This window comes from Mycoplana sp. 10N416, assembly GCF_056394765.1.
Genome location: NZ_JBFTIM010000002.1, coordinates 452,482 through 476,343, shown reverse-complemented (window position 1 = coordinate 476,343; position 23,862 = coordinate 452,482). Strand labels below are relative to the sequence as shown.

Genomic DNA, 23,862 nt, shown 5'->3' with positions numbered 1-23,862 from the left:
CCGGCTTTCTATGGCGGTTAGGCTTATGATGTCAGGAGGCAACCATCCTTGATCTAGGACAAACTTTTTCGGTTGACTTTCGAAGAGAATGATTACCGAGTTCTTTAGGAGAGAAAATCTGTGACCAAATCAGAGCCTTGGATTGTCGGCTCCATGAACGAAGTGCTCGCGCTTGCGCGCTCCATGGAAATGGAAGCGATAAGTGGCTATGCGGCGCTGGCTCGACGGATGCGGGACGAAGACCAGCCCGCCCTCGCCGCGGTATTCGAGGCGCTTGTTTCCGAGGAGCAGGGTCATCTCGACAATGTCGAGAAGTGGATTGGAACGACGAATGCCGCGTCGGTGGCTCCCCCTCCGCCGCCACAGCCGATGTTCGACGACGAGGGCGCGGCACTGGTGGCTCCGGAGCTGCTCAACTCCTACCGCGCCTTTTCCATGGCGGTCAGAAACGAGGAGCGAGCCTTCGTGTTCTGGACCTATGTCGCAGCCCACGCCCCCACGAACGAGATCCGCGAAGCGGCGGAACGAATGGCGCGGGAGGAACTCGGGCATGTCGCGACGCTGCGCCGTGAACGCCGGCGGGCCTTTCATGCGATTCGCGACCGGCGCGGCGATGTCCCGGCCCTTGATCTTGCTGCCCTCGAACAGAAGCTTGCGGATCATCTGGCAAATGCCGCCGGGCGGGCGCCGGCCGGGGGAGGCGAGCAGATTCGGGATCACGCCCGCAAGGCACAGCAACGGGCCGCAGCCGTTGCACCGCGGGATCTCTCGAAACCTTCCCCCGAGCCCGATGTAATGGCCAGGCTTGTTCCGCTCTGCGAGCATCTGCTCGACCACTACCTTGACCTTGCGGAGCATGCGCACGACGAGAGCCTGCGGCAGTTCGCCCAAGCCTGCGCGGGCGATCTGGTAGCCTGCCTGCACGCGGTCCGGGCACTGCCGCGGCATTGACGTCACATCCGCCTCCTGCGCGACGCACAGGAAATGGCGTGGCTGAGGCCGGAGAAAATGTCGCATTGTGGAGACGAGTCCGTCCGACTACGTTTATTTCGGGTGGTGTGATGGCAGATATGACACACAGGTTGTGGGGTTTGGTGCGCGTCTTGTGCGCGATCGCCCTTCTGTCTGTCGGTTTTGCTCACAAGCCGCCGGTGTTGGGTGTGCCCGACGGCATTGCGCTGAACGATTATCAGTACGTCCTGCCCGATGGAACGCGGCCCGACAACTGCCTGTCCCTGGCTGGCGGGCACGATGGCGGCGGCCTGGCCTTGAACAAGGGCTGCGAAGCCTGCCGGCTTGGCGCGGCGGCGGCACTGCCCGGCCCGGCCGATACGCTCGGCGACCTGATGCCTTACGAGCGGGAGCGCAGAACTCCGATCCGCACGGAGGCGTTTTTCCATCGGTTGTTCCCGCCCAATACGCCACCCCGTGGCCCACCATCCGGCTTGCTCGTCAGAGCCGTCGCTGCCCTCGCGGCAGCGGCACCTTCAAGTCGCGCCGGAATCACCGTTTGATGGAACGTCCGGCCTCGTGCCGGATAGTCCTATGCTCGATACATCCACGAAGGTCGACGCCGCGTTCGTCGAACCCATCAGATCCCAAAAATCCAGCTGTCGACCGGAAAGTTCGCCTGAACCGCTGCTTTACCCGCGTGGCGCGCAGGTCTTCGCCGGCAGTTTCCACCGTGACGCGCTCGTTCGCATTGTCGCGGGCTGTGTTTGCATCTTCCAGACGCTCCGCGACGGACGACGCCAAATCCTGGACGTCCTCGGTCCCGGCCAGATCTTCAGTGCGGGCCAGATCTTCGGTGCAGGCCCATACGCCACTGCGCCAGTCAGGGCCGTTGCGATGGCGATGACGCAATTGGAAGAAATGGACAGCGAAATGGATGCGTCCGGTACTGCCGATGTCTTTCAGCGCCTGCTCGGTCGTTCCCGCGCGCATGCCACGTTGCTCGGGCAAAAGACCGTCCCGGAAAAGATGGCTACGGCGCTGCTCGACCTGGCGAACCAGTTTTCGTGCAACGGCCCCGACGCGGGGGGGAACACATTCTCCTTCAAGCTTCACCTCACGCGCGCCGACCTTGCCGATTGGCTCGGCATGACCCTTGAAACCGTGAGTCGCTGCCTCAACGACTTCAAGCGCAGCGGCCTGATCGAGTTCGACCGACCGTCGGTCATCACGATCCTCAAGCGCGACATGTTGCTGTCGATCGCATCTGGCCGCCACGATGCCGATGAAGCGGAAGGCCCAATACGCCTGTCCTAACTGTAGCAAATGCCTGTATCGACGCAGCCTCGCCCCGCGCGGCGATCTGCCCCGGCGTTATCCGGCGGACCCGCGACCGTCCGGGTCGTGCGCGGGATAAGGTGTCGGCAGCAGCAGGACGAGGCCGACTCCGAGGAAGACGACGAGCGCGCCCATGCCGAGCGCGGCCGATCCGGTTGCGCTGGTGATCAGGCCGACGGAGAGCGGGGCGGCAAAGGACGTGGCCCGTCCGGTCAGCGCGTAGAGCCCGAAGTAGCGTCCGGCCTCCTCCGGCGCCACGCTGCGCGCCAGATAGGAGCGTGCGGACGCCTGCACGGGACCGAAGGCGATGCCGACGAGCAGTCCGTAGACGATATAGGCCTTCTCCGCGGGGGTGCCGAACAGACCGCCGGAATCGGCGGTGGACAGGGGGACGAGACCAAACAGGGTATGGCCCGGTGCCGTCGAAACGATACCGAGGGTGGCGACGGTCAGGCATATGAGGCTGGCGACGACCACGCTCTTCGAGCCGAAGCGGCTGTCGAGCCGGCTTGCCCACAGGCAGCCACCGATCGCCACCACGTTCAGGATGATGCCGTAGATGCCAAGCTCCATCGTCTGCCAGGCAAACATGCCCGCCGCAAAGGTGCCGCCCAGCGCCAGCAGGCCGTTGACGCCGTCCTGGTAGATCATTCGCGCGATCAGGAACCGGACGATGCCGGGGCGCCCTTTCAGTTCGGCAAATGTGTGACGCAGATCCGCAAGGCCCGCCACAACCGCGGGGCCGATGCGCATGCCGCGTCCGCCATCGGGCGTGAACAAAAACATCGGCAGGACGAAGACAAGATACCAGACGGCCGAAATCGGCCCGGTGATGCGCGCGTCCTCGCCCTTGGCCGCGTCCAGGCCGAACAGCGGCCCGATGCCGAGCGCCGTCCTGCCGGTTTCCGGGTTGGCCGCCAGCAGCAGCACGACGCCGATCAGGACGATCATGCCGCCGAGATAGCCGAGCCCCCAGGCGAGGTTCGAGATGCGTCCGGCCTCCTGCGGCGGCACCAGTCTCGGCATCATAGAATCGTTGAAGACGATCGAAAACTCCGCGGCGATGGTCGCCAGCACGATCATCGCCAGCGGCATGAGAAGACCTGTTCCGGGCACGGCATACCAGAGCATCCAGAGCGATACGATCTGGACGACCGCGAAGAAACCGATCCAGGGCTTGCGCCGGCCGGTCCTGTCGGCGACCGCGCCGAGCACCGGGGAAAGCACGGCGATGATGATGCCGGAGATCGTGAGCGTGTAGCTCCAGGCGGCCTGTCCGGCCACCGGGTCTGCCGCCATGCGCGAGACGAGATAGGGGCCGAAGATGAAGGTGGTGATGACGGTGAAGAAGGGCTGGGCCGCCCAGTCGAACAGCATCCAGCCCCAGATGCCGATCCGCCCCGCCCGGCGTCCGGCCATTTCTTCCCTGCCTGTCATCGCCCCTCCGGTGCCGAGCTTGTGCAGCCGCCCATGCCGGCGATGGCACAGGGCCAGAGACAAGAGCCGATGGTTAGCCGACTATCGTTTTCCCGGGCGCCTCATGCTGCCGGGCGTCGGGGCGCCCGGCAGAACCTTCTCACCTTGCCCGGCCGTGCGCAAGGTCGCTCAAAGCGCCGGCGGCGACGGAGATCTTCGCAAGCGTCGCTTCGCCGGCCTCGGTCAGCGCGCCGAGGCGTCCCGTCACCAGGCCCAGCCTTTCGCCGTCGGCAGCCCGCCAGGCCGAGAGCGGTTGCTTGTCACCCTTGTGCTTGGCGAGCACGGACATGGTGAGCTCGCGGCGCGCAAAGGCGATATCGGCGAGGTTGCGCGCCAGTGCGAGCGATTCGTAGAGGTCCGTGGTCGGCACGCGCGCGGCCGCACCGAGCAGGGCCCCGATGTTGAGGGTCTCGCTGATGCCGGCAAAGGTCTGCGCCGTGCGCACCAGATTGTCCCCTGTCTGGGTGGCGATCAGCATGATCTCCGGAACGAAGCTCATCGCCAGAAGGTCGGCGATCTCGCCCGCAAGCTGCTCCGGAACGCCCTTGTCCTCGAACGAGAGCGCTTTGCGGCGCAACTCCTCGCGCGCCGCCTCGGGCATCAGGCTGGCGAGATGCGGCCGCAGTTGCTTGAGCGCCTGCTTCAGCTTGTGCACCGCCGTGTCCATCGGCGCGTTGATGGCACCGGTGGTCAGCAGCAGCGCCGTGGCGTTGGCGAAGATCCGGCCGAGATCCTCGTAGACCTCGTTCTGCGCCGACCCGGCGATCGCATTGTCCAGCGCATCAGCGGCCGCATAGAGCGGGAACAGCTCGTAGCCCTCGAAGGCCAGCATGGCCGCCTTGACGACGTCCGCGCTCGAATAGCCGCTGCCGTCGGTCAGCTGGCTGACGAAGGCCGGCCCGCCGCGGTTGATCACGCCATTCGCCAGGATCGTCGCGATGATCTCGCGGCGCAGCCGGTGCGACCGGATGTCCTCGGCATAGGCGCGCTGCATCTTTGCCGGGAAATAGTTGATCAGGGTCGGCTCGAAATAGGGATCGTCCGGCAGGTCGCTCTCGAGGATCTCGTCGAACAGCACGAGCTTCGAGTAGGAGAGAAGCACGCCGATCTCCGGCCGCGTCAGCGGCTTGCCGGCGTGGTAGCGTTCGTCCATCACCTGGTCGCTCGGCAGCATCTCGACCTTGCGGTTCAACTGTCCGGCAGCCTCCAGCCGCGTCATCAGCCGCGACAGGCCGGGACGGTTCGCCTGGCCCTGCCGCTCGCAGAGCGAGATCGCCAGCGACTGCAAATAGTTGTTGCGCAGCACCAGCTGCGCGACCTCGTCCGTCATCGAGGCGAGCAGCGTGTTGCGCTTCGGCCGCGTCAGCCGCTCCTCGCGCATGGCCGAGGCGAGCGCGATCTTGATGTTGACCTCGACGTCCGAGGAATTGACACCGGCAGAGTTGTCGATCGCGTCCGAGTTGCACCGGCCGCCCTTCAGACCGAAGGCGATGCGGCCGCGTTGGGTGACGCCGAGGTTGGCGCCCTCGCCGATCACCCGGGCCTGCACCTCCTCGCCGGTGACGCGGATCGCGTCGTTGGCGCGGTCGCCCACCTCCGCATCCGTCTCGCTGGCAGCACGGACATAGGTGCCGATGCCACCGAACCAGAGCAGGTCGACCGGCGCCTTGAGGATTGCGGTCATGATCTCGAAGGGGGTGGCCTTTTGCTTGTCGATGCCGATCGCGGCCATCGCCTCGCTGGTCAGCGTCACGGATTTTTCCGTGCGCGGGATGATCATCGCCCCCTTGGAGAGGGCGGCGCGGTCATAATCCTGCCAGCTCGAGCGCGGCAGCGCGAACATGCGCTTGCGTTCGGCGAAGGAGAGCTCGGTATCCGGGCTAGGGTCGATGAAGATGTCGCGGTGGTCGAAGGCGGCGATCAGCCGCGTCTTGCGCGACAGCAGCATGCCGTTGCCGAACACGTCGCCGGACATGTCGCCGACGCCGACGACCGAGAAAGGCGTCTTCTGGATGTCGATGTCCATCTCGCGGAAATGGCGCTTCACCGTCTCCCAGGCACCGCGCGCGGTAATCCCCATCTTCTTGTGGTCGTAGCCGGCCGAACCGCCGGAGGCAAAGGCGTCGTCGAGCCAGAAGCCGGCCTCCTGCGCCAGCGCGTTCGCCGTGTCGGAGAACGTCGCCGTGCCCTTGTCGGCGGCGACGACGAAATAGGGATCGTCGGCGTCGAGCCGCACGGTGTCGCGCGGCGGCACGACCGCCTGCCCCTCGATGTTGTCCGTCACCGACAAGAGCGTGCGGATGAAGGTCTTGTAGGCCTCCTTCCCGGCGTTGAAGACCGCATCGCGGCTGCCGCCGACCGGCAGTTGTTTCGGATAGAAGCCGCCCTTGGCGCCGACCGGCACGATCACGGCGTTCTTGACCTGCTGCGCCTTCACCAGGCCCAGCACTTCGGTGCGGTAGTCCTGCGCGCGGTCTGACCAGCGCAAACCGCCGCGGGCGACGCGGCCGTAGCGCAGGTGCACGCCCTCGACCTCGGCGCCGTAGACGAAAATTTCACGGAAGGGCCTTGGCTCCGGCAGTCCTTCGAGCGCCTGCGGATCGAGCTTGAAGGCAAGGGCGGGAAGCGGCCGACCCTCGCCGTCGCGCTGGAAGTAGTTTGTCCTCAGCGTCGACTGGATCGCGTTGACATAGCGGCGCAAAATCCGGTCTTCGTCGAGGCTCGGCACACCGGCCAGCGCCTCTTCGATCTTGGCGGAGAGCTCGCCACCCTGCTTTTCCCGCTTGCGCTCGGCAAGCTTCGGGTCGAAGCGTGTCGCAAACAGGTGGAACAGGTCGGCGGCGATGAGCGGATACCTGTTCAGCGTGTCGGCGATGTAGTCCTGCGAGTAGGCGATCCCGGTCTGGCGCAGATAGCGCGCATAGGCGCGCACCACCATGATCTCGCCGGCGTTCAGGCCGGCCGTCATCACCAGGCGATTGAACGTGTCGTCGTCCGTGCGGCCGTGCCAGGCCGACAGGAAGGCTTCCTTCAGCACGCCGGCGAGCTTCGGCAGGTTGATGTCCAGCCCGTCGCGATGGCGCAGTTCCATGTCGTGCAGCACGACGAGCCGGCGCGAGCCGTCTTCCTGCATCACTTCGATGTCATGCGTCTGCTCGCTCACCACTTTGAAGCCGAGGTTCTCCAGAAGCGGCACGCGCCGCGACAGCGACACCGCATCGCCGGCATGGAAGATCTTCAGCTCGAGCATCTTCGTGTCGGTGTTGCCGGGCTTGCGGTAGAAGGCGATGTGGATCGGGTCGGCTTCGGTCGCCGCCTCGATGATGCCGAGGTCGGCGTGGGCTTCCGCCGGGGTGAACGCTTCCTGATAGGCTTGCGGCGCGATCAGCTTGGTTGCGTCCGGGCCGGCCAGCGCCTCGAAGCGGTCGGTCCAGCGGGTGGCGATATCGCGGACCGCCAGTTCGAGCTTCTTCTGCGGGACGCGCGGCGTCTTGCCGCCGGAGCGGCCGATGATGAAGTGCACGCGCGCAAGGCCGCCTTCCGGAAAGGCCGGATAGTAGGCGGACACGCGCCCGTCGTAGACCGTCTTGAGATAGGCGCCGATTTTCTCGCGTACGTCCGAATCATACTGCTCGCGCGGCACGTAGACGATCACGGAGACGAAGCGGTCGAAATGGTCGATCCGCGGCAGCACGCGGATGCGCGGCCGGTCGCTGAGTTCGTTGATCTGCTCGCAGAAGGTCGCCAGCAATCCCGTATCGATCTGGAAGAGGTCGTCGCGCGGATAGGATTCCAGCGTGTTGATCAGCATCTTGCCGGAGTGGCTCTGCGGATCGTAGCCGAAATGCTCGATGATCGCCTGGACCTTGGAGCGCAGCAACGGGATCTGCGACGCGGCGTGGGTGTAGGCGGTCGAGGTGAATAGGCCGACGATCCTGAGCTCGCCGGTGACGTTGCCGTCGGCGTCGAACCGCTTCACGCCGATGTAGTCCATGTAGGCGCGGCGGTGGACGAAGGAGCGCACGTTCGCCTTGGTGACGATCAGGAAGTCGGGCCCTTCGAGAAAGGCCAGGATTTCAGGCGTCGTCGTTACCGCGTCCTTGCCGAGCCGCAGCACGCGCACATCCGGATCGGACAAAATGCCAAGGCCCTTGCCGGTGCCGCGCTCGACCAGCGCCTTGTCACCCTTGCTGCTGTAGGTGTACTCGCGCATGCCGAGGAAGGTGAAGTTGTCGTCGCGCAGCCAGTCGAGGAAGGCGATGGCCTCGTCCCTGTCAGCCTGGCGGCGCGCGCCGCCGTTCTGCGCCATCTCCGAAACGGCAAGCGCCAGCGTGTCCATCATCGGCTTCCAATCGCCGACCGCCAGGTGAACCTGGGTGAGCACATGGTGGATGCGCTCGATCAGGCTCGCCGCCTCGGAGGCGCCAAGCGCCGTGAGATGGATCTCGATGTGGCTGACGCGATGGGCCGGATCGCTCGGCTCGTCGGGGGAAAACAGCCTCGGCTCCTGGTCCGGTTCGATCACCAAAATCGGATGGACGGCAAGATGGATGTCGCGGTGCGTGCTCGTCACCTCGCCCATCACCGAGTCATACAGGAACGGCTGGTTGCGGTCGGTGACCGACAGGATCGAGACCGGCGTTCCCTGCGGGGCGACGGTAGAGACCGTGGTGACCGTCACGCGCGGTTCGCAGCCGTCCCAGGCAGAGATCTCTGCGTAGGCATGGGCCGCGGTCGCCGCCAGCATCTCGTCGCTGTAGATGTCGAGATCGTCGTTGCTGGCTCGCCCGAAGAGGATCGAGGGATCGATGAACTTCTCCCCTCTCTTCGCCGCGGCGGCCGCTACCGCATCGATCTGTTTCTCTCTCCTTGTATTGCTGCGTGTAGACATGAATTTCCCCCGAAATTGGATGTCAGGACCCTAGCAGAAGAGAAATTCTCCTCGCGACGTTTTTGTAGCTATTCGGCTGATTTCAATCGATTTTGTCCGAAAATCTCCAAAACCGGCGGCAATCTCCGCAAAAAATTGGGCAAATTTCGAATTTTCTGGTCAAAATCAGCAGAAGTTGCCGCATTCCCGGAACGCCCTTGATGGGGTTTGGAGGCGCCCGATCGAGGTTTTCGGCCAAGCGTCGGCGCATTTTTACTGTCCGCCCAACATTTTCTTGCGGATGGCAAAGCCATGGTTCAATGGATGATCGCAGGCGCAACCGACCTGGAAAGACGCATCGGATGAGCGAAGTCGAAAAGGGCGCGATCCTTGTCATATCGAGCCATGTCGTGCGCGGCACGGTCGGAAACCGGGCCGCGGTCTTCGCGCTGGAATCCCTCGGCCATCCAGTGTGGGCCGTTCCCACCGTCATCCTTCCCTGGCATCCCGGGCATGGCCGGGCAACACGGGTCGTGATCGGCGCCAGCGAATTCGACGCACTGGTCGACGACCTGATCGGCGCTCCCTGGCGCGGCGAGATCAAGGCGGTGCTGTCGGGCTATATCGGCGAGGCGGCACAAGCCTCCTCGATTGCCCGGCTGGTGCGCGCGCTTAGGGCCGAGAACCCGGAGATCGTCTATCTCTGCGACCCGGTTTGCGGCGACGAAGGCGGCCTCTATGTGCCGCTTGCCACCGCCGAGGCGATCCGCGACGAGCTGCTGCCGCTTGCCTCGATCGCCACCCCGAACCGGTTCGAGCTCGCCTGGCTTGCCGGTGCACCGCTCGAGACGAATGCCGCGATCATGGACGCGGCGCTGTCGCTCGGACCGTCGCGCATGCTGGTCACCTCCGCCGTGGCGATGATGGCCGGAAGCACCGGCAATCTCTATCTTTCCGGCCGGACGGCGCTTCTCGCCGAGCATCGCCAGGTTCCCAACCCGCCGAACGGGACAGGCGATCTCGTCGCCGCCGTCTTCCTGTCGCGGCTGCTCGAGGGCCTGTCCGAGGAGCGGGCCTTGCAGTTGGCGACCGCCAGCGTCTTCGAGATCGTGGCGCGCAGCGCCAAGCGCGGTGCAGACGAGCTGACCCTCGAGCAGGATGCCGCCAGCCTCGCCACGCCGATGGCCATGGTGCAGATGCGCCGGCTCGTCCATCCCGCCGCCAAACGAACCCGGTAGGCGCCGCAAACGCGTAGAATGTGGCTGGTAGTCATCTCCTCGCGCGGTTGCAGGAGGATGAAAAATCACGGCGCCGTCAGGCTTGCGCAGCGAGGCCGTGCCCGATACAGCATTTTTCCGCGCTTCTACTCATTCGTCATAGTACGGGAGTACCGACCAAATGCATCGCTTTCCGGACCGCCTTCTGACCGGTTATCAGAATTTCATGGACGGACGCTTCAGCGAACAGCAGCAGCGCTACAAGGCGCTCGCGGAAAGCGGCCAGAAACCGAAGACGATGGTGATCGCCTGTTGCGATTCGCGCGCGGGGCCGGAAACCATCTTCGACAGCGGTCCCGGCGAACTGTTCGTGGTCCGCAACGTCGCCAATCTGATGCCGCCCTACGAACCGGACGGCCATTACCATTCGACCTCGGCCGCCCTTGAATTCGCGGTGCAGTCGCTGCGCGTCTCCGACATCGTCGTCATGGGCCACGGCCGCTGCGGCGGCATCAAGGCCGCACTCGATCCGGATGCGGAACCGCTGTCGCCGGGTGATTTCATCGGCCGTTGGATGAACCTTTTGAAGCCGGCCGCCGCGCAGATCCAGAACAACGACGTGATGACCGCCAGCGAGCGCCAGCGCGCGCTGGAACGCGTCTCGATCCGCAACTCGATCGCCAACCTGAGAACGTTTCCCTGCGTCGAGATTCTCGAACAGCGCGGCAAGCTCAACCTGCACGGCGCCTGGTTCGACATCTCCACCGGCGAGCTCTGGATCATGGACGCGAAAACCGGCGACTTTGGCCGGCCGGGAATGTGACGAAGACACTCTGCGCGTGCCCGGGCCAGACTGCCGACGGAACACTCATACGCGCAATCCGCCCTCTTCCGTCGCCCCGGACTTGATCCGGGGCCAGAAACGCCGCGTCGGCGGCGCGCGAGGGTCTCTCGCGCTCAAGGACTTGAGCGCGCTGGATGCCGGATCAGGTCCGGCATGACGGGTTCGTTGAGGCCGCTCGAAATATAAGAAGGCTTCGCCCGTGATCGCGGCCCGACAGGTGCCGGGCCTTCGGATCAAGCAGTCAGAACCGGCGTCAGCCGCCGTCGATCTCCGCGGCGATGATGGCGATCGCCTGCTGATAGACGCTGGCCGCGTTCCAGCCCTGAATGGCTGCGAAATTCGTCTCACCCGGCTGATAGCCGGCGCCGGCGCTCCAGCCGTGGCCGCGCAGGAAGTTTGCGGTCGAGGCGAGCGCGTCCGCCTTGGAGCGGACGAGGTCGATGCGGCCGTCGCCATCCCCGTCCACGCCGTACTTGAGAACGTTGACCGGCAGGAACTGGGTCTGACCGATCTCGCCATGGGCCGCGCCGCGCGCCTGCGTGCTCAACGTGCCGCTCTGCACGAGATTGAGGGCCGCGTAGAGTTGGTTGGTGAAGTATTCCGAACGCCGGCAGTCATAGGCGAGCGTGGCCACCGCCGAAAGCGTGTGCTCCTTGCCCAGGAAACCGCCGAAGCCGGTTTCCATGCCCCAGATCGCGATGAGCGGTCCGGCCGGCACGCCGTACTGGCTCTCAATGCGGGCGAAGAGAGCCGCATTCTGCTTGCGCAGGCCCTTGCCACGGTTGATGATCGTCTGTCCGCCGCGCTTCTGCATGAACTGGTCGAGCGACAGCTTGAAGCTCTTCTGGCCGCGGTCGGCACGGATCGTCGCCCGGTTATAGCCGACCTCGGCAAACGCCCTGTCGAGGGTGCGCGGGTCGATTCCATTGCCGGACGCTTCTGCCTTGAACTGGTCGACCCAGCCTGCGAACCCATTGGCGTTGTCGCCGCATGGCGCGGCCAACGTCACCGCTGGAATCGCCGCCGTCAGCATCGCTGCCGCCAGCCCCTGGAACATCCTTTTCATCAAGCCCATAAAATCAACTCCGAGATCTCGAACCGCTTTGCTTCACAAACATGCCAATGCCCGTCAGGCGAGTCATTGCCGCTTAACGCAATCGGCGGGTGCCATACCCGCCGACAATGTCGCGATCAAGGCAAATGTCCCGCCCCCGTCTGACGGTTGAGGCGGGACCTTTATTTTCACGCTCTATGTTGCTGTCCCTCAGGCGGCCTGCTTCTTCGCCTTGATCAGCCCGCGGTTGACGAGCAACTCGGCGATCTGGATCGTGTTCAGTGCCGCGCCCTTGCGCAGGTTGTCGGAGACGACCCACATGTTGAGGCCATTTTCGACCGTCGCGTCCTCACGGATGCGCGAGATGTAGGTGGCGTCCTCGCCGGCCGATTCGTAAGGGGTGATGTAGCCGCCGTTTTCCGGCTTGTCGATCACCTGGCAGCCCGGCGCTTCGCGCAGGATATCGCGTGCCTCTTCGGCGGTGATTTCCTTTTCGAACTCGATGTTGACCGATTCGGAGTGGCCGATGAAGACGGGAACGCGCACGGCCGTGCAGGTCACCTTGATCTTCGGGTCGAGCATCTTCTTCGTCTCGGCCAGCACCTTCCACTCTTCCTTCGTGTAGCCGTCCTCCATGAACACGTCGATGTGCGGGATGACGTTGAAGGCGATGCGCTTGGTGAACTTCTTGCTCTCGATCGGGTCGGCGACGAAGACGGCGCGCGTCTGGTTGAAGAGCTCGTCCATGCCCTCCTTGCCGGCACCGGAAACCGACTGGTAGGTCGAGACGACAACGCGCTTGATCGTGGCGCGGTCATGCAGCGGCTTGAGCGCGACGACGAGCTGGGCGGTCGAGCAGTTCGGGTTGGCGACAATGTTCTTCTTGGTGAAGCCGGCGATGGCGTCCGGGTTCACTTCCGGAACGATCAGCGGCACCTCGGCGTCGTAGCGCCAGGCCGACGAATTGTCGATGACGACACAGCCCTGGGCGCCGATCTTCGGCGAATACTTCAGCGACACCGCGCCGCCCGCGGACATCAAGCAGATATCGGTGTCGGAGAAGTCGTAAGTCTCGAGATTGTGCACCTTCAGCGTCTTGTCGCCGTAGGAGACTTCCGTGCCGACGGAGCGGCTGGAGGCCAGCGCCACGACCTCATCGGCGGGGAAACCGCGCTCGACGAGGATGTTCAGCATCTCGCGTCCGACATTGCCGGTAGCGCCGGCGACTGCAATCTTGAAACCCATGTGTCTAGCTCTCTTTCTCTGTCTCTCCTCGGCTTCGTGAGGGGAAACCCGGCGGCATGCGACGCGGGTTCCGGTCCCCGGCCTTGCCGGGGAGAGAGCGGCGGGCCAGAGACGTCAGACGGTTTTCGTCGTCGTTTTGGCCGGTGTTTTCGAGGAAGCGGGGCAACGCGATTCCGCTCCGGCGGAATCCGCCAGAAGGCTGCTGTCAGCGATAATGAAGTCGCGGCAAAGCATGGGACGCTGTCCTTTTCCGGGGCTGCTATTAAGTGATTTTGCCCGGGAGTCAAGTGAGGGCGGCTGCCGGGGCCGCGGATTGGCGATCACGTTTTGCCAACCCTGCCGGCGCATCGCGCTTGGTCATCGCTCCGCAAGGCGCGATCGCCTCGGGCTGCCGCCCTTTTCCCCGCAATCATGGCGCGATCCTTGGGACTTAGACTAAAGTCATAATCCGAAAGCCGCGCTGCCGCGTTCACCACTTTTCTGCCATTTTGTGACAAGGCGCACCATGTTCGTCCGGCCGAGGAGGATCGGTTGACGAGAGCGGCGGGCGCTCCCCTAGGCCGTTTGAAGTGGAGGATTTCACAATGGCGAATATTGCGACAGCAGAAGGCCCTAAGGCCAAACCCATGACAAGCGAGGAGAAGAAAGTCATCTTCGCCTCCTCGCTTGGCACCGTTTTCGAGTGGTACGATTTTTATCTCTATGGTTCGCTTGCCGTCTATATCGGCGCGGCCTTCTTCAGTTCCTATCCCGAAGCCACGCGCAACATCTTCGCGCTGCTGGCCTTTGCCGCCGGCTTCCTGGTCCGGCCGTTCGGCGCGCTCGTCTTTGGCCGTCTCGGCGACCTCGTCGGCCGCAAGTACACCTTCCTCGTGACGATCCTGATCATGGGTCTGTCGACCTTCCTCGTCGGCATCCTGCCCGGTGCCGCCTCGATCGGCATCGCAGCCCCGCTCCTGCTGCTCGTCCTGCGCATGCTGCAGGGCCTGGCGCTTGGCGGTGAATACGGTGGCGCCGCAACTTACGTGGCCGAGCACGCGCCGCACGGCCGTCGCGGCTACTTCACCTCCTGGATCCAGACCACGGCGACACTCGGCCTGTTCCTGTCGCTGATCGTCATCCTGGGTGTCCAGTTCGCCCTCGGCAAGGAAGCCTTTGCCGCCTGGGGCTGGCGCATTCCGTTCCTCGTTTCGGTCGTGCTTCTCGGCGTCTCCGTCTGGATCCGTCTGAAGATGCACGAATCGCCGGCCTTCAAGAAGATGAAGGAAGAAGGCAAGACCTCGAAGGCGCCGCTTTCGGAGGCCTTCGGCCAGTGGAAGAACGCCAAGATCGCCCTGCTTGCACTGTTCGGCGCCGTCGTCGGCCAGGCCGTTGTCTGGTATTCGGGCCAGTTCTACGCGCTGTTCTTCCTGACCGGCGTGCTGAAGGTCGAAAGCCAGTCGGCCAACATCATGGTCGCAGCGTCGCTGATTCTCGGTACCGGCTTCTTCGTCTTCTTCGGCTGGCTGTCGGACAAGATCGGCCGCAAGCCGATCATCATGGCCGGCCTGCTGCTGGCCATCCTGACCTACTTCCCGCTGTTCAAGGCGCTGACCTGGGCCGGCAACCCGGCACTCGCCCAGGCACAGGCAACGGTCCGCGCGACCATCACCGCAGCCCCCGGCGACTGCAAGTTCCAGTTCAACCCGACCGGCACGGCGAAGTTCACCACCTCGTGCGACATTGCCACCGCGTTCCTGACGAAGAACTCCGTGCCCTACGACGTCGTCACGACGGCGGCGCCGGGCACCCCGGCCACCGTTAAGATCGGCGAGACCGTCATCAACAGCTTCGACGCGATTGCTGCCGGCGACCAGGCCAAGGCAATGACGGCTGCCTTCGAAAAGCAGACCAACATGGCCCTGCACGACGCCGGCTACCCGCTGAACCGCGCCGCCGCCAAGGTGCCGGATGCCAAGCTCGACGCCTTCGTCGCCGCCAACCCGGAACTCGCCCTCGATGCCGCCGCTATCCGCGCCGGCGACAAGGCCGCGATGACCGGCGAGGAACTGGTGATTGCCAAGCTGCTTACTGCCGAGGAAGCAGCGGGCGTCGACAGCATGTCGGTGTTCACGATTGCCAACGGTGGCGCCTTCGCGATGGTCGCCGACCCGGCTGCCGTCAACTGGACCAAGATCATCGCCGTCCTGACGGTTCTCGTCATCTACGTGACGATGGTCTACGGCCCGATCGCAGCACTGCTCGTCGAGCTGTTCCCGACCCGCATCCGCTACACCGGCATGTCGCTGCCCTACCACATCGGCAACGGCTGGTTCGGCGGTCTGTTGCCGGCGACGGCATTTGCGATGAGTGCCGCCCAGGGCGATATCTACTACGGCCTCTGGTACCCGATCGTCTTCGCGGCGATCACCCTCGTCATCGGCCTGCTGTTCCTGCCGGAAACGAAGGACCGCGACATCCACACCATGGAATGATCCCCTCCAACGGGGGGGCATGGCGACCGGCGCGTGGTGACACGCGCCGGTCTTTTTATGGGCGCCACATCATTCCTTCGCGGGCCCGTCGAAGGCGATCTTGGGTCGCGGCCAGCCGGCGGCATCGAGCCGGAACAGCACGTTCCAGCGGGCGAACAGGAAGGCCGCCATCACCGCGCACCACAGCCCGACCAGCAGCCCGGCGGCAACGTCGCTCGGATAGTGGGCGCCGACGATCACCCGCGACACGCCGATTAAGAACGCGCCTGCAAGGAACAGCGGCCGCAGCCGTGGCACGAGCAGCGCGAAGGCGCCGAAGAACGAGCCGACCGCCGCCGAGTGGCCGGAAGGAAAGCTCTCGAAAACCGTGTTTCCTGTAAACGGCGTCAGGCTATAGGCGCCGAGCTCGACCAGCAATTCCGGCCGCGCCCGGCCGATCAATGTCTTCAGGAGGTGGACGAGCGCGCTGGCGCTGCCGATCGTGACGAAGAAATAGGAAAACAGCCGCATGGCCGTTCGGGCCCGGCCGGCCACCGTCTCGCTGCGACTGGCGTGATGGAGGACGAAAGCGACGATCGCCAACAGTCCCGATCCGTAGATCATCCAGCGGAAGGTGCCGAAATCGGTAATCGTCCGATTGAAGGCGATCAACGGCTCGGGGAGACCCTGTGCATACTCCGACAGCCGCGCATCGAACGGGACGAGCGCGGCGACAAGCACGGCGGCGGTGGTGAAGATCCAGAGCGAGGAGGACAGCGGACGGTTCATGGGGGCTCCTGTCGTGAGCCCTGACCTTGGTCGTCGCCGGAGGCGTTTTCAAGGTTGCGGACGATGGTCATAGCGCCTTGATGCCGCGGCGACCGCCAGGTCGGAAAGCCTCCCGGCGCCCTTGTGTGTGGGGGGCATTTGTCACGCCCCCCGCAATCGTCTCAGGCCGACAGCGCCTTGAACTCGGCGAGGATCGCGTCGCCCATCGCGGTGGTGCCGACCTTCGTGCAGCCCTCGGCCATGATATCGCCGGTGCGGATGCCGCGGTCGAGCACGTTGGCGATTGCCTTTTCCAGGTCGTCGGCTTCCTTCACCAGGTTGAAGGAGTAGCGCAGGCACATCGCAAAGGAGGCAATCATGGCGATCGGGTTGGCGATGCCCTTGCCGGCGATGTCCGGCGCCGAGCCATGCACGGGCTCGTAGAGCGCCTTGCGCTTGCCGGTCTTGGCGTCCGGTGCGCCGAGCGAGGCCGACGGCAGCATGCCGAGCGAACCGGTCAGCATCGCTGCGACGTCGGAGAGCATGTCGCCGAACAGGTTGTCGGTGACGATCACGTCGAACTGCTTCGGCGCCCGCACGAGCTGCATGCCGCCGGCGTCGGCCAACATGTGTTCGAGCTGCACGTCCGAGTAGGAGCGCTTGTGAGTCTCGGTCACCACCTGGTTCCAGAGCACGCCCGACTTCATGACGTTGCGTTTTTCCATCGAGCAGACGCGGTTGTTGCGGGTGCGCGCCAGTTCGAAGGCGACGCCGGCGATGCGCTCGATCTCGTAGGTGTCGTAGACCTGCGTGTCGATGCCGCGCTTCTGGCCGTTGCCGAGGTCGATGATCTCCTTCGGCTCGCCGAAATAGACGCCGCCGGTCAACTCGCGCACGATCAGGATGTCGAGCCCTTCGACGAGCTCGGCTTTAAGCGAGGAGGCGTTGGCAAGTGCGGGGTAGCAGATCGCCGGACGCAGGTTGGCAAACAGCTTCAGGTCCTTGCGCAGGCGCAGCAGGCCGGCCTCGGGGCGCACCTCGTAGGGCACCGCGTCCCACTTCGGCCCGCCGACGGCGCCGAACAGCACGGCGTCGGCATCGAGCGCCTTCTGCATGTCCGCTTCCGAGATCGCAGCGCCATGGGCGTCGTAGGCGGAGCCGCCGACGAGGCCTTCGTCGGTGACGAATCCGGCACCCTTTTCGGCGTTCATGTAGGCAATGATCTTGCGGACTTCCGCCATGGCTTCCGGGCCAATGCCGTCGCCAGGCAGGAGGAGGAGGTTGCGCTCTGTCATGGGAAGTTCCTCGTCAAAGAAAGCGGGTTCGCGCGGTTCTTAGCGCAACTTCCGTTCAACGCAAATCGCCGCAACGAAAGAATTTTGCGCGATCGATCCTCTGTCACCGGGGAAACAGGCTCGGCTGCCGCCGTGTGCGATCAAGGGGGCGTAGAGCCGGAAACGAGTAGTCGGCTTGCAAAGACCGGAGGACTTGAAATGTATCAACACATACAGGCCGTCCTCGCCGCGATCCGCTCGGCGATCGATGCGCTCATCTTCCAGCGCCGTCCGCCGCCGGGTTGGGGCTGATGACAGCGACCCAACCTTTCTCTCCAAGGCCCGGACGCCCCTCGCGTCCCGGGTGCTCTTGCGGCTTCGCCCTTCCCGTCCCACCGTTTCCGTAGCAGGATGATGCGTTGCCGTTCTGCCGTGAGAGAAGGAGAAACCGTCATGATGATCGAGCCCTGCGGCAGCCGCCCCTCCGTCACGCCCTCGCCGGACTATTTCACCGGCCGTGTCCGCCTGGATCCGATCATCGAGACCCCGGCGCCCGCCCGTCTGCGGGCGGTCAGCGTCACCTTCGAGCCCGGCGCAAGGACGGCCTGGCACACGCACCCGCTCGGCCAGACGCTGATTGTCACCGCGGGCCGCGGGCTCGCGCAGAGCTGGGGCCACCCGTTGCGCGTCATCCGCGCCGGCGACGTCGTCTGGTTCGAGCCCGGTGAAAAACACTGGCACGGGGCCGCCCCGGAAGCGGCCATGACCCATATCGCGCTGCAGGAGGCCTTGGACGGCAACACGGCCGATTGGCTGGAACCCGTGTCGGATACGCAATACGCCGGATCGAAATGACTGGCCGGCTACGCCCACCGCGAACCCGAGTGGCCCGACCCCGGAGGGTGGAGCGACCGCTTACCCCGCCGTCAGATCGGCGTTCGCTTCGATGCGCTCCATGTCGTCGTCTGAAAGGCCGAAGTGGTGGCCGATCTCGTGGATCAGCACATGGGTCACGATGTCGCCGAGCGTCTCCTCGTTCTCGGCCCAGTAGTCGAGGATCGGGCGGCGATAGAGCGTGATGCGATTGGGCATCTCGCCCGTCTCCAGAGTAAAGCGCTCGGAAATGCCGCGTCCCTCAAACAGGCCGAGCAGGTCGAAAGGCGTCTCCAGCGCCATGTCTTCGAACACGTCGTCGGTCGGAAAGTCGGCGATCTCGATGATGAGGTTTCCGGTCAGCGCACGGAATTCCTCGGGCAGATTGCCATAGGCCTCCACCGCCAGCGACTCAAACGTGCTGATCGTGGGGGCATGGCGGTTCTGCCAATCTTCAGTCTGGTCGATGCGGGCCATTGGCGCTCCTTTATGCGTCATATAGCACTTCGTGCAGGCTTTTCGAGTGACGAATTCGTTAGTGCGGCTGCGGCCGGCGCCGAAGCGGGCGCCACGCCCCGTGGATGATTTGAGCCTTCACACCGGTTTTTGATCGGACTGCGGGCTACCGCCCGATGCAAGGGGAGGACGCACGCCCTTGCATCGGGGGCGGCAGGCAGGGTGTTCATCTGGAGAAGGCGGGATATCCCTGCGCCGACTTCAACGTTGCCGCAGGGCCGTGACTTCGATTTCGATCAGCATCTCGGGCTTGATGAGATCGCAGACGATCATCGTGGCCGCCGGGCGAATCTCGCCGAAGGCTTCGCCAAGGATCGGAAAGACGATGTCGGCGAAGGCGGCATCGGTCACATAGTAGTGGCAGCGCACGGCATCGGCGAGCGAGAAGCCCGCCTCCTCCAGCGCGCCGCGGATGGTCGAAAGACAGTTGCGCGTCTGCGCCTCGACTGTCTCCGGCATCGTCATCGTGGCGTAGTCATAGCCGGTCGTGCCGGAGACGAAGCACCAGTCGCCCTGCACGACCGCCCGCGAATAGCCGGCGGTGCGCTCGAAGGGCGACCCGGAGGAGATCAGGCGGCGCATATCAGGCCCAGGGACGGGCGTCAGCCGTGGACTTCTCGAAGCTGTCGATGGCGGCCGACTTCTCCAGCGTCAGGCCGATGTCGTCGAGACCGTTCAGCAGGCAGTGACGGCGGAAGGCGTCGATTTCGAAGGAGATGCGGCCACCATCGGGACCGGTGATTTCCTGCGCCTCGAGGTCGACGGTCAGCACGGCGTTGGAGCCGCGGCTGGCGTCGTCCATCAGCTTTTCGAGGTTTTCGGGGCTGACGACGATCGGCAGGATGCCGTTCTTGAAGCAGTTGTTGTAGAAGATGTCGGCAAACGAGGTCGAGATGACGCAGCGGATGCCGAAGTCGAGCAGCGCCCATGGGGCGTGTTCACGGGAGGAACCGCAGCCGAAGTTGTCGCCGGCGACGAGGATGGAGGCGTTCTGGTAGGCCGGCTTGTTCAGCACGAAGTCCGGGTTCGGCGAGCCGTCCTCGTTGAAGCGCGCCTCCGCGAAGAGACCCGCGCCGAGACCGGTGCGCTTGATGGTCTTCAGGTAGTCCTTCGGGATGATCATGTCCGTGTCGATATTGACGACGGGCAGTGGCGCGGCGACGCCGGTCAGCTTGACGAACTTGTCCATGACGTAAACCTCGATTGCGATGCGTATCGTTCCGGGCCTGCGTTTAGATGAGTTTCGCCGGGAATTGAAGGAGAATCTTGCGCTGCATCCAGATCGGCCACCCCACACAAGCGCCTGAACGGCGCCGATGCGATGGCGTGGCCGCCTGCAATCGATCAGAGGTCGATGATCGTCCCGCGACCGTCATTCCAGACGCGCGGTTCGCGCTGCCCCGGCCTGTTGGCGCGGGCGTAGACCTTTGCGCGCACGGGCGCCGGCTGCAGCTTGGACGAGATCCAGCTGCCAAGCATGACAACCGAGGCGATGCCGGCGAGCGCCAGGCCGAGCGATGCTGCGAAGACGAACGTGGCGGCGGCGATGGCGATTGCGACGGCGGTGAGGACGATGGAACGGATGCTGTGCATGTATGATCCTTTCTCTGCCGTCAATGTGGGCAGCGAATGTGGTCTTTGCAAGGCTCGCGCGCGGTCACACTGTCGCACCGGCTGGCAAGCCGCACGGGGCCGCGCGAGGGGCAAGACCGCTTGCCCATTCCGACAAAGCGAGGCAGAAAGCAGTCATGGACACGCCGATCCGCCATCACCCGCTTCGCCTGCGCCGCTCGCTTCTGAGCGTGCCCGCCGGCAATGCCCGCGCGCTGGAGAAATCGTCCTCGCTCGCCTGCGACGGCGTCATCTTCGACCTCGAGGACTCGGTTGCGCCGGAGAAGAAGGCTGCGGCGCGCGAGGCGCTCACGCAACATTTCGCCGGATTGGAGCGCCGCTCGGGCCAGGAGCGGGTCATCCGCATCAACGCCTTTTCCGGCAGAGATGGACCGCATGATCTGAAGGCGGTCCTCGCCTGCGGACCGGATGCCGTGCTGCTGCCGAAGGTTTGCGGACCGCAGGATATCCGCGCCGTTGCCGACTGGCTGAGCGATCAGGGCGCCGACGAGAGCCTGCGCCTGTGGGCGATGATCGAAACGCCGGCGGCAATGCTGAACCTCACCGAGATCGCCGAGGTCGGCCGCACCAGCGGCGGTAGGCTCGACTGCTTCGTACTCGGGCTCAACGATCTGCGCCTTGCCACCGGCATCGCCGACGTTCCCGGCCGGCCGTTTCTCGTGCCGCTGCTGATGCAGACGCTCGTCGCTGCCCGGGCCGCCGGGCTCGACGTGATCGACAGCGTCTTCAACGGCTTCACCGACCTCGAACCGTTTTCCGCCGAGTGCGAACAGGGTCGGCAGATGGGCTTCGACGGCAAGATGCTCATCCATCCCGCCCAGATCGAAGCGGCCAACCGCGCCTATGGTATCTACGCTGCGGCGCTCGCCGACGCGGCTGCCGTGGCGGCCGCCTTCGCCCTGCCGGAGAACGAGGGCAAAGGCGCCATCAACCTCAACGGCCGCATGGTCGAACTCCTCCACCTCGACCAGGCGAAACGACTGCTCGCCAAGGCGGATATCATCGCGACGAAAGAAAGCAGCACATGAAAGTCTACCGCTTCCTCACCGGCCCCGACGACGCCGCCTTCTGCCACAAGGTGACGTTGGCGCTGAACAAGGGCTGGTCACTGCACGGTTCGCCGACTTATGCCTACAACGCCGAGACGAAGCAGATGCAGTGCGGCCAGGCGGTCGTGAAGGAGGTCGAGGGCAAGGAGTACACGCCGGATATCAAGCTGTCCGAACAGTGAGGCGGCAAGCGGCGGGCCAGGCTAGCCTAGCCCGGCGGAACCGGATCGAACCGGATCCGTGCCTCCAGCCCCGCCGGCATTCCCTCGGGCGGCGACAGCAGCTCCAGCCGGGCCTGCATCTGCCGCAGCAGCCGTTCGGCGATGGAAATGCCAAGCCCGGAGCCTGACGCCGCCGTGCGGCCGCGGCCGAAGCGCTTGCGGATCATTTCCAACTCCCAGTCCGCCAGGACGTGCCCGTCGTTGATGATCCGCACGACGCCGTCCGGCTCGAGCCGAATGTCCACCGGCGCTTCCGCTGCGCCGTGGACCAGCGCGTTCTCGATCAGGTTTCGCAACGCGATCGCAAAGCCGTCCTCGCTGGCCGGATACCACAGCGTCGCACCCTCGGCGCGGTGAAACCGCAACCGGCCGGCAACCCGGGGATCGCGCTGGAAGTCGAGAACGACCAGCTCCAGCACCCGCGCCAGGTCGACCGGCGTCTCGACGGCGCCGAGCCCGGCCTCGGCCCGGGCCAGTTGCAGCAGTTTCTCCGCCAGGTGGCTGAGGTTGGCCAGCGAGGCCTCGATCTGGCGCGCCCGCGCCTTCTTGGGCCCGCTCGGGAGCTCGTCGATCAGCACCTGCGTCTGCGCCAGTGCACCGGCGATCGGCGTCCTGAGCTCATGGGCGCTGTTGGCCGTGAACTCCCGCTCGGCATCGAGCGCCGCCTTCAGCCGGTTCAACAGCAGATTGACGGAGCGCACGATCGGCAGCAGCTCGCGCGGCATGCCCTCGCGCGCGATCACCGCAAGATTTCCGCCGTCCTTGCTGGCAATCTCCTGGCGCAGCGTGTCGATCGGGGCGATCGACCGGCGCCCGATGTACCAGACCAGCGCGATGCTGGCGGGCACGAGCAGAAGCACCGGCAGGAACAGCGCCATGGCGCCTTCGAGGAGCGCCTCGCGCCGGTTAGCAAGCGCGTCGGCCACCTGCAGGTACAGCCTGCCGTCAACGGCGGTCGTCGCCGTATAGTAGCGATAGCTCGCGTCGCGCCAGAAGCCCTTCTTCAGTGGCACGTCGAACGGCGTCGTAGGGGCATCGTGCGAGCGAAGCAGCACTTCGCCCCGGTCGTTGCGCAACTGGTAGATCAGATATTCCTTGCCGGATGCCGACACCACGCCGCTGTAGGCGTCGCCCGGTCCGGCCTCATCGTCCGGCGGGGCGTTGTCGGCGACGAGCACCAGCAGGCTTTCCGCCGTTACCTGCAGTGCGCCGTCGAAAATCTCGCCGAACTCGTCCTGCATCACCATGACGCCGAGTGTGGTGGCCAGCAGCCAGAAACCGGCCAGTGCGGCGGCCAGCGACAACGTCAGCCGGCGGGTGATGCTGGGCTCCTTCATGCCTGCATTCCAAGCCGGTAGCCGACGCCGCGAATGGTGAGAATAGTGTCGTGCCCCAGCTTCTTGCGCACGCGGCTCACATAGACTTCGACGGTGTTGCTTTCGATCTCCGAACCGAAGGCGTAGAGCGCCTCCTCGATCTGCGCCTTGGAAACGATGGCGCCGGACCGGGCGAGCAAGGCATCCATGACTGCCCATTCCCTGCCCGACAGGACGATCTCGCGGCCGTCGCGAACGATGCGGCGGTCAGCCTGGCCGATCTCCAGATCGCCAAGCCGTATGACGGGGGACGGGTTGCCGCCGTAGCGCCGCGCCACCGCGAGCATTCTCGCCGACAGCTCCCCGAGATTGAAGGGCTTGACCAGATAGTCGTCCGCCCCGCTGTTGAGACCCTCGATACGGTCGGAGATCTGGTCGTGCGCCGTCAGGATGATCACCGGCGTACCGTCACCCTCCTCGCGCAAGCCCTTTAGGAAGCCGATGCCGTTTCCGTCAGGCAGACGCAGATCGAGGAGGACAAGGCCGTACCTGACTGCCTTGACCGCCGCCTTGGCGTCCTCCAGCGTCCGCACCCAGTCGATCGCGTGCCCGCCCGCCGCGACATAGTCGCGAACGGCTTCGCCCAAAATGGCATCGTCCTCGATCAGCAGCACACGCACTTCGCGTCCCTCCCGGAACGCGCCGCAGCGCGTCCTTTGCTCCTTGTCCAGACTATATCGGGCGTCGCTCCGCCGTCCATGCCGT

21 protein-coding genes are annotated in these 23,862 nt (G+C 64.9%); 9 read left to right on the top strand and 12 right to left on the bottom strand.

The genetic code is table 11. The features are described from left to right. Positions 1 to 153 precede the first annotated feature (153 nt). The 3 genes from AC1DDS_RS06535 to AC1DDS_RS06525 are packed head-to-tail and all read left to right on the top strand — an operon-like array spanning position 154 to position 2,268. Positions 154 to 951, top strand: a complete 798-nt coding sequence (locus tag AC1DDS_RS06535; protein ID WP_477478132.1) for a ferritin-like domain-containing protein — start codon at positions 154 to 156, stop codon at positions 949 to 951. Positions 952 to 989: 38 nt separating this feature from the next. Further along, positions 990 to 1,514, top strand: coding sequence for a hypothetical protein (locus AC1DDS_RS06530; RefSeq protein ID WP_477478131.1), 525 nt, complete (start codon positions 990 to 992; stop codon positions 1,512 to 1,514). Next, positions 1,429 to 2,268, top strand: a complete 840-nt coding sequence (locus tag AC1DDS_RS06525; protein WP_477478130.1) for a Crp/Fnr family transcriptional regulator — start codon at positions 1,429 to 1,431, stop codon at positions 2,266 to 2,268. Before AC1DDS_RS06530 ends, AC1DDS_RS06525 begins: the two co-directional genes overlap by 86 nt. Before the next feature lie 57 nt (positions 2,269 to 2,325). Here the strand turns inward: AC1DDS_RS06525 and AC1DDS_RS06520 are convergent, their stop codons facing one another. After that, positions 2,326 to 3,726 carry an MFS transporter gene (locus AC1DDS_RS06520; RefSeq protein WP_477478129.1) on the bottom strand — a complete coding sequence of 467 codons (1,401 nt, stop codon included), beginning with the start codon at positions 3,724 to 3,726 and terminating at the stop codon, positions 2,326 to 2,328. A gap of 139 nt (positions 3,727 to 3,865) precedes the next feature. Beyond that, complete coding sequence (locus tag AC1DDS_RS06515) at positions 3,866 to 8,656, bottom strand: NAD-glutamate dehydrogenase (protein ID WP_477478128.1); 4,791 nt, start codon at positions 8,654 to 8,656, stop codon at positions 3,866 to 3,868. A 341-nt stretch (positions 8,657 to 8,997) separates the two neighbouring features. Here AC1DDS_RS06515 and pdxY point away from each other — a divergent pair, with 341 nt between their 5' ends. Next, positions 8,998 to 9,873: a pyridoxal kinase PdxY gene (gene pdxY / locus AC1DDS_RS06510; protein WP_477478127.1), complete on the top strand. Its 876-nt coding sequence runs from the start codon at positions 8,998 to 9,000 to the stop codon at positions 9,871 to 9,873. A 160-nt stretch (positions 9,874 to 10,033) separates the two neighbouring features. Next, on the top strand, positions 10,034 to 10,675 hold the full coding sequence (locus tag AC1DDS_RS06505) for a carbonic anhydrase (RefSeq protein ID WP_477478126.1): 642 nt from the start codon (positions 10,034 to 10,036) through the stop codon (positions 10,673 to 10,675). A 274-nt stretch (positions 10,676 to 10,949) separates the two neighbouring features. On the opposite strand, the gene AC1DDS_RS06500 is transcribed toward AC1DDS_RS06505, so the two are convergent. Both AC1DDS_RS06500 and AC1DDS_RS06495 read right to left on the bottom strand, forming a co-directional pair. Further along, complete coding sequence (locus AC1DDS_RS06500) at positions 10,950 to 11,771, bottom strand: lytic murein transglycosylase (RefSeq protein ID WP_310413874.1); 822 nt, start codon at positions 11,769 to 11,771, stop codon at positions 10,950 to 10,952. 189 nt (positions 11,772 to 11,960) lie between these two features. After that, positions 11,961 to 12,995, bottom strand: a complete 1,035-nt coding sequence (locus AC1DDS_RS06495; protein ID WP_477478125.1) for an aspartate-semialdehyde dehydrogenase — start codon at positions 12,993 to 12,995, stop codon at positions 11,961 to 11,963. A gap of 584 nt (positions 12,996 to 13,579) precedes the next feature. On the opposite strand from AC1DDS_RS06495, the gene AC1DDS_RS06490 reads away from it, so the two are divergent. Next, positions 13,580 to 15,469 carry an MFS transporter gene (locus tag AC1DDS_RS06490; RefSeq protein WP_477478124.1) on the top strand — a complete coding sequence of 630 codons (1,890 nt, stop codon included), beginning with the start codon at positions 13,580 to 13,582 and terminating at the stop codon, positions 15,467 to 15,469. Between the two features lie 69 nt (positions 15,470 to 15,538). Here the strand turns inward: AC1DDS_RS06490 and AC1DDS_RS06485 are convergent, their stop codons facing one another. Both AC1DDS_RS06485 and leuB read right to left on the bottom strand, forming a co-directional pair. Next, a complete protein-coding gene (locus tag AC1DDS_RS06485) occupies positions 15,539 to 16,237 on the bottom strand; it encodes a phosphatase PAP2 family protein (RefSeq protein WP_477478123.1) in 699 nt (232 codons plus the stop codon). A gap of 161 nt (positions 16,238 to 16,398) precedes the next feature. Then, positions 16,399 to 17,511 (bottom strand): 3-isopropylmalate dehydrogenase, encoded by a 1,113-nt coding sequence (gene leuB / locus AC1DDS_RS06480; protein ID WP_477478122.1) that lies wholly within the window; start codon positions 17,509 to 17,511, stop codon positions 16,399 to 16,401. A 432-nt stretch (positions 17,512 to 17,943) separates the two neighbouring features. Here leuB and AC1DDS_RS06475 point away from each other — a divergent pair, with 432 nt between their 5' ends. Next, on the top strand, positions 17,944 to 18,345 hold the full coding sequence (locus AC1DDS_RS06475) for a (R)-mandelonitrile lyase (RefSeq protein WP_477478121.1): 402 nt from the start codon (positions 17,944 to 17,946) through the stop codon (positions 18,343 to 18,345). Between the two features lie 60 nt (positions 18,346 to 18,405). On the opposite strand, the gene AC1DDS_RS06470 is transcribed toward AC1DDS_RS06475, so the two are convergent. The 4 genes from AC1DDS_RS06470 to AC1DDS_RS06455 all read right to left on the bottom strand — a co-directional run bounded on the left by AC1DDS_RS06470 (position 18,406) and on the right by AC1DDS_RS06455 (position 20,472). After that, positions 18,406 to 18,840, bottom strand: coding sequence for a metallopeptidase family protein (locus tag AC1DDS_RS06470; protein WP_310413858.1), 435 nt, complete (start codon positions 18,838 to 18,840; stop codon positions 18,406 to 18,408). Positions 18,841 to 19,080: 240 nt separating this feature from the next. Continuing rightward, positions 19,081 to 19,461, bottom strand: coding sequence for a RidA family protein (locus AC1DDS_RS06465; RefSeq protein WP_477478120.1), 381 nt, complete (start codon positions 19,459 to 19,461; stop codon positions 19,081 to 19,083). A 1-nt stretch (position 19,462) separates the two neighbouring features. Continuing rightward, a complete protein-coding gene (gene leuD / locus AC1DDS_RS06460; RefSeq protein ID WP_310413853.1) occupies positions 19,463 to 20,068 on the bottom strand; it encodes a 3-isopropylmalate dehydratase small subunit in 606 nt (201 codons plus the stop codon). A gap of 155 nt (positions 20,069 to 20,223) precedes the next feature. Further along, a complete protein-coding gene (locus AC1DDS_RS06455) occupies positions 20,224 to 20,472 on the bottom strand; it encodes a hypothetical protein (RefSeq protein WP_477478119.1) in 249 nt (82 codons plus the stop codon). 155 nt (positions 20,473 to 20,627) lie between these two features. Between AC1DDS_RS06455 and AC1DDS_RS06450 the strand changes: the two genes are divergently transcribed. Together AC1DDS_RS06450 and AC1DDS_RS06445 are read left to right on the top strand one after the other, a co-directional pair. Then, complete coding sequence (locus tag AC1DDS_RS06450) at positions 20,628 to 21,539, top strand: HpcH/HpaI aldolase/citrate lyase family protein (protein ID WP_477478118.1); 912 nt, start codon at positions 20,628 to 20,630, stop codon at positions 21,537 to 21,539. Continuing rightward, positions 21,536 to 21,742 carry a DUF1737 domain-containing protein gene (locus AC1DDS_RS06445; protein WP_310413843.1) on the top strand — a complete coding sequence of 69 codons (207 nt, stop codon included), beginning with the start codon at positions 21,536 to 21,538 and terminating at the stop codon, positions 21,740 to 21,742. The genes AC1DDS_RS06450 and AC1DDS_RS06445 overlap by 4 nt, the downstream gene beginning before the upstream one ends. Positions 21,743 to 21,768: 26 nt before the next feature. On the opposite strand, the gene AC1DDS_RS06440 is transcribed toward AC1DDS_RS06445, so the two are convergent. Further along, entirely contained in the window at positions 21,769 to 23,118 is a 1,350-nt protein-coding gene (locus tag AC1DDS_RS06440) for a sensor histidine kinase (RefSeq protein WP_477478117.1), read from the bottom strand. Next, positions 23,115 to 23,777 (bottom strand): response regulator transcription factor, encoded by a 663-nt coding sequence (locus AC1DDS_RS06435; protein WP_477478116.1) that lies wholly within the window; start codon positions 23,775 to 23,777, stop codon positions 23,115 to 23,117. Before AC1DDS_RS06435 ends, AC1DDS_RS06440 begins: the two co-directional genes overlap by 4 nt. Between the last annotated feature and the right edge of the window lie 85 nt (positions 23,778 to 23,862).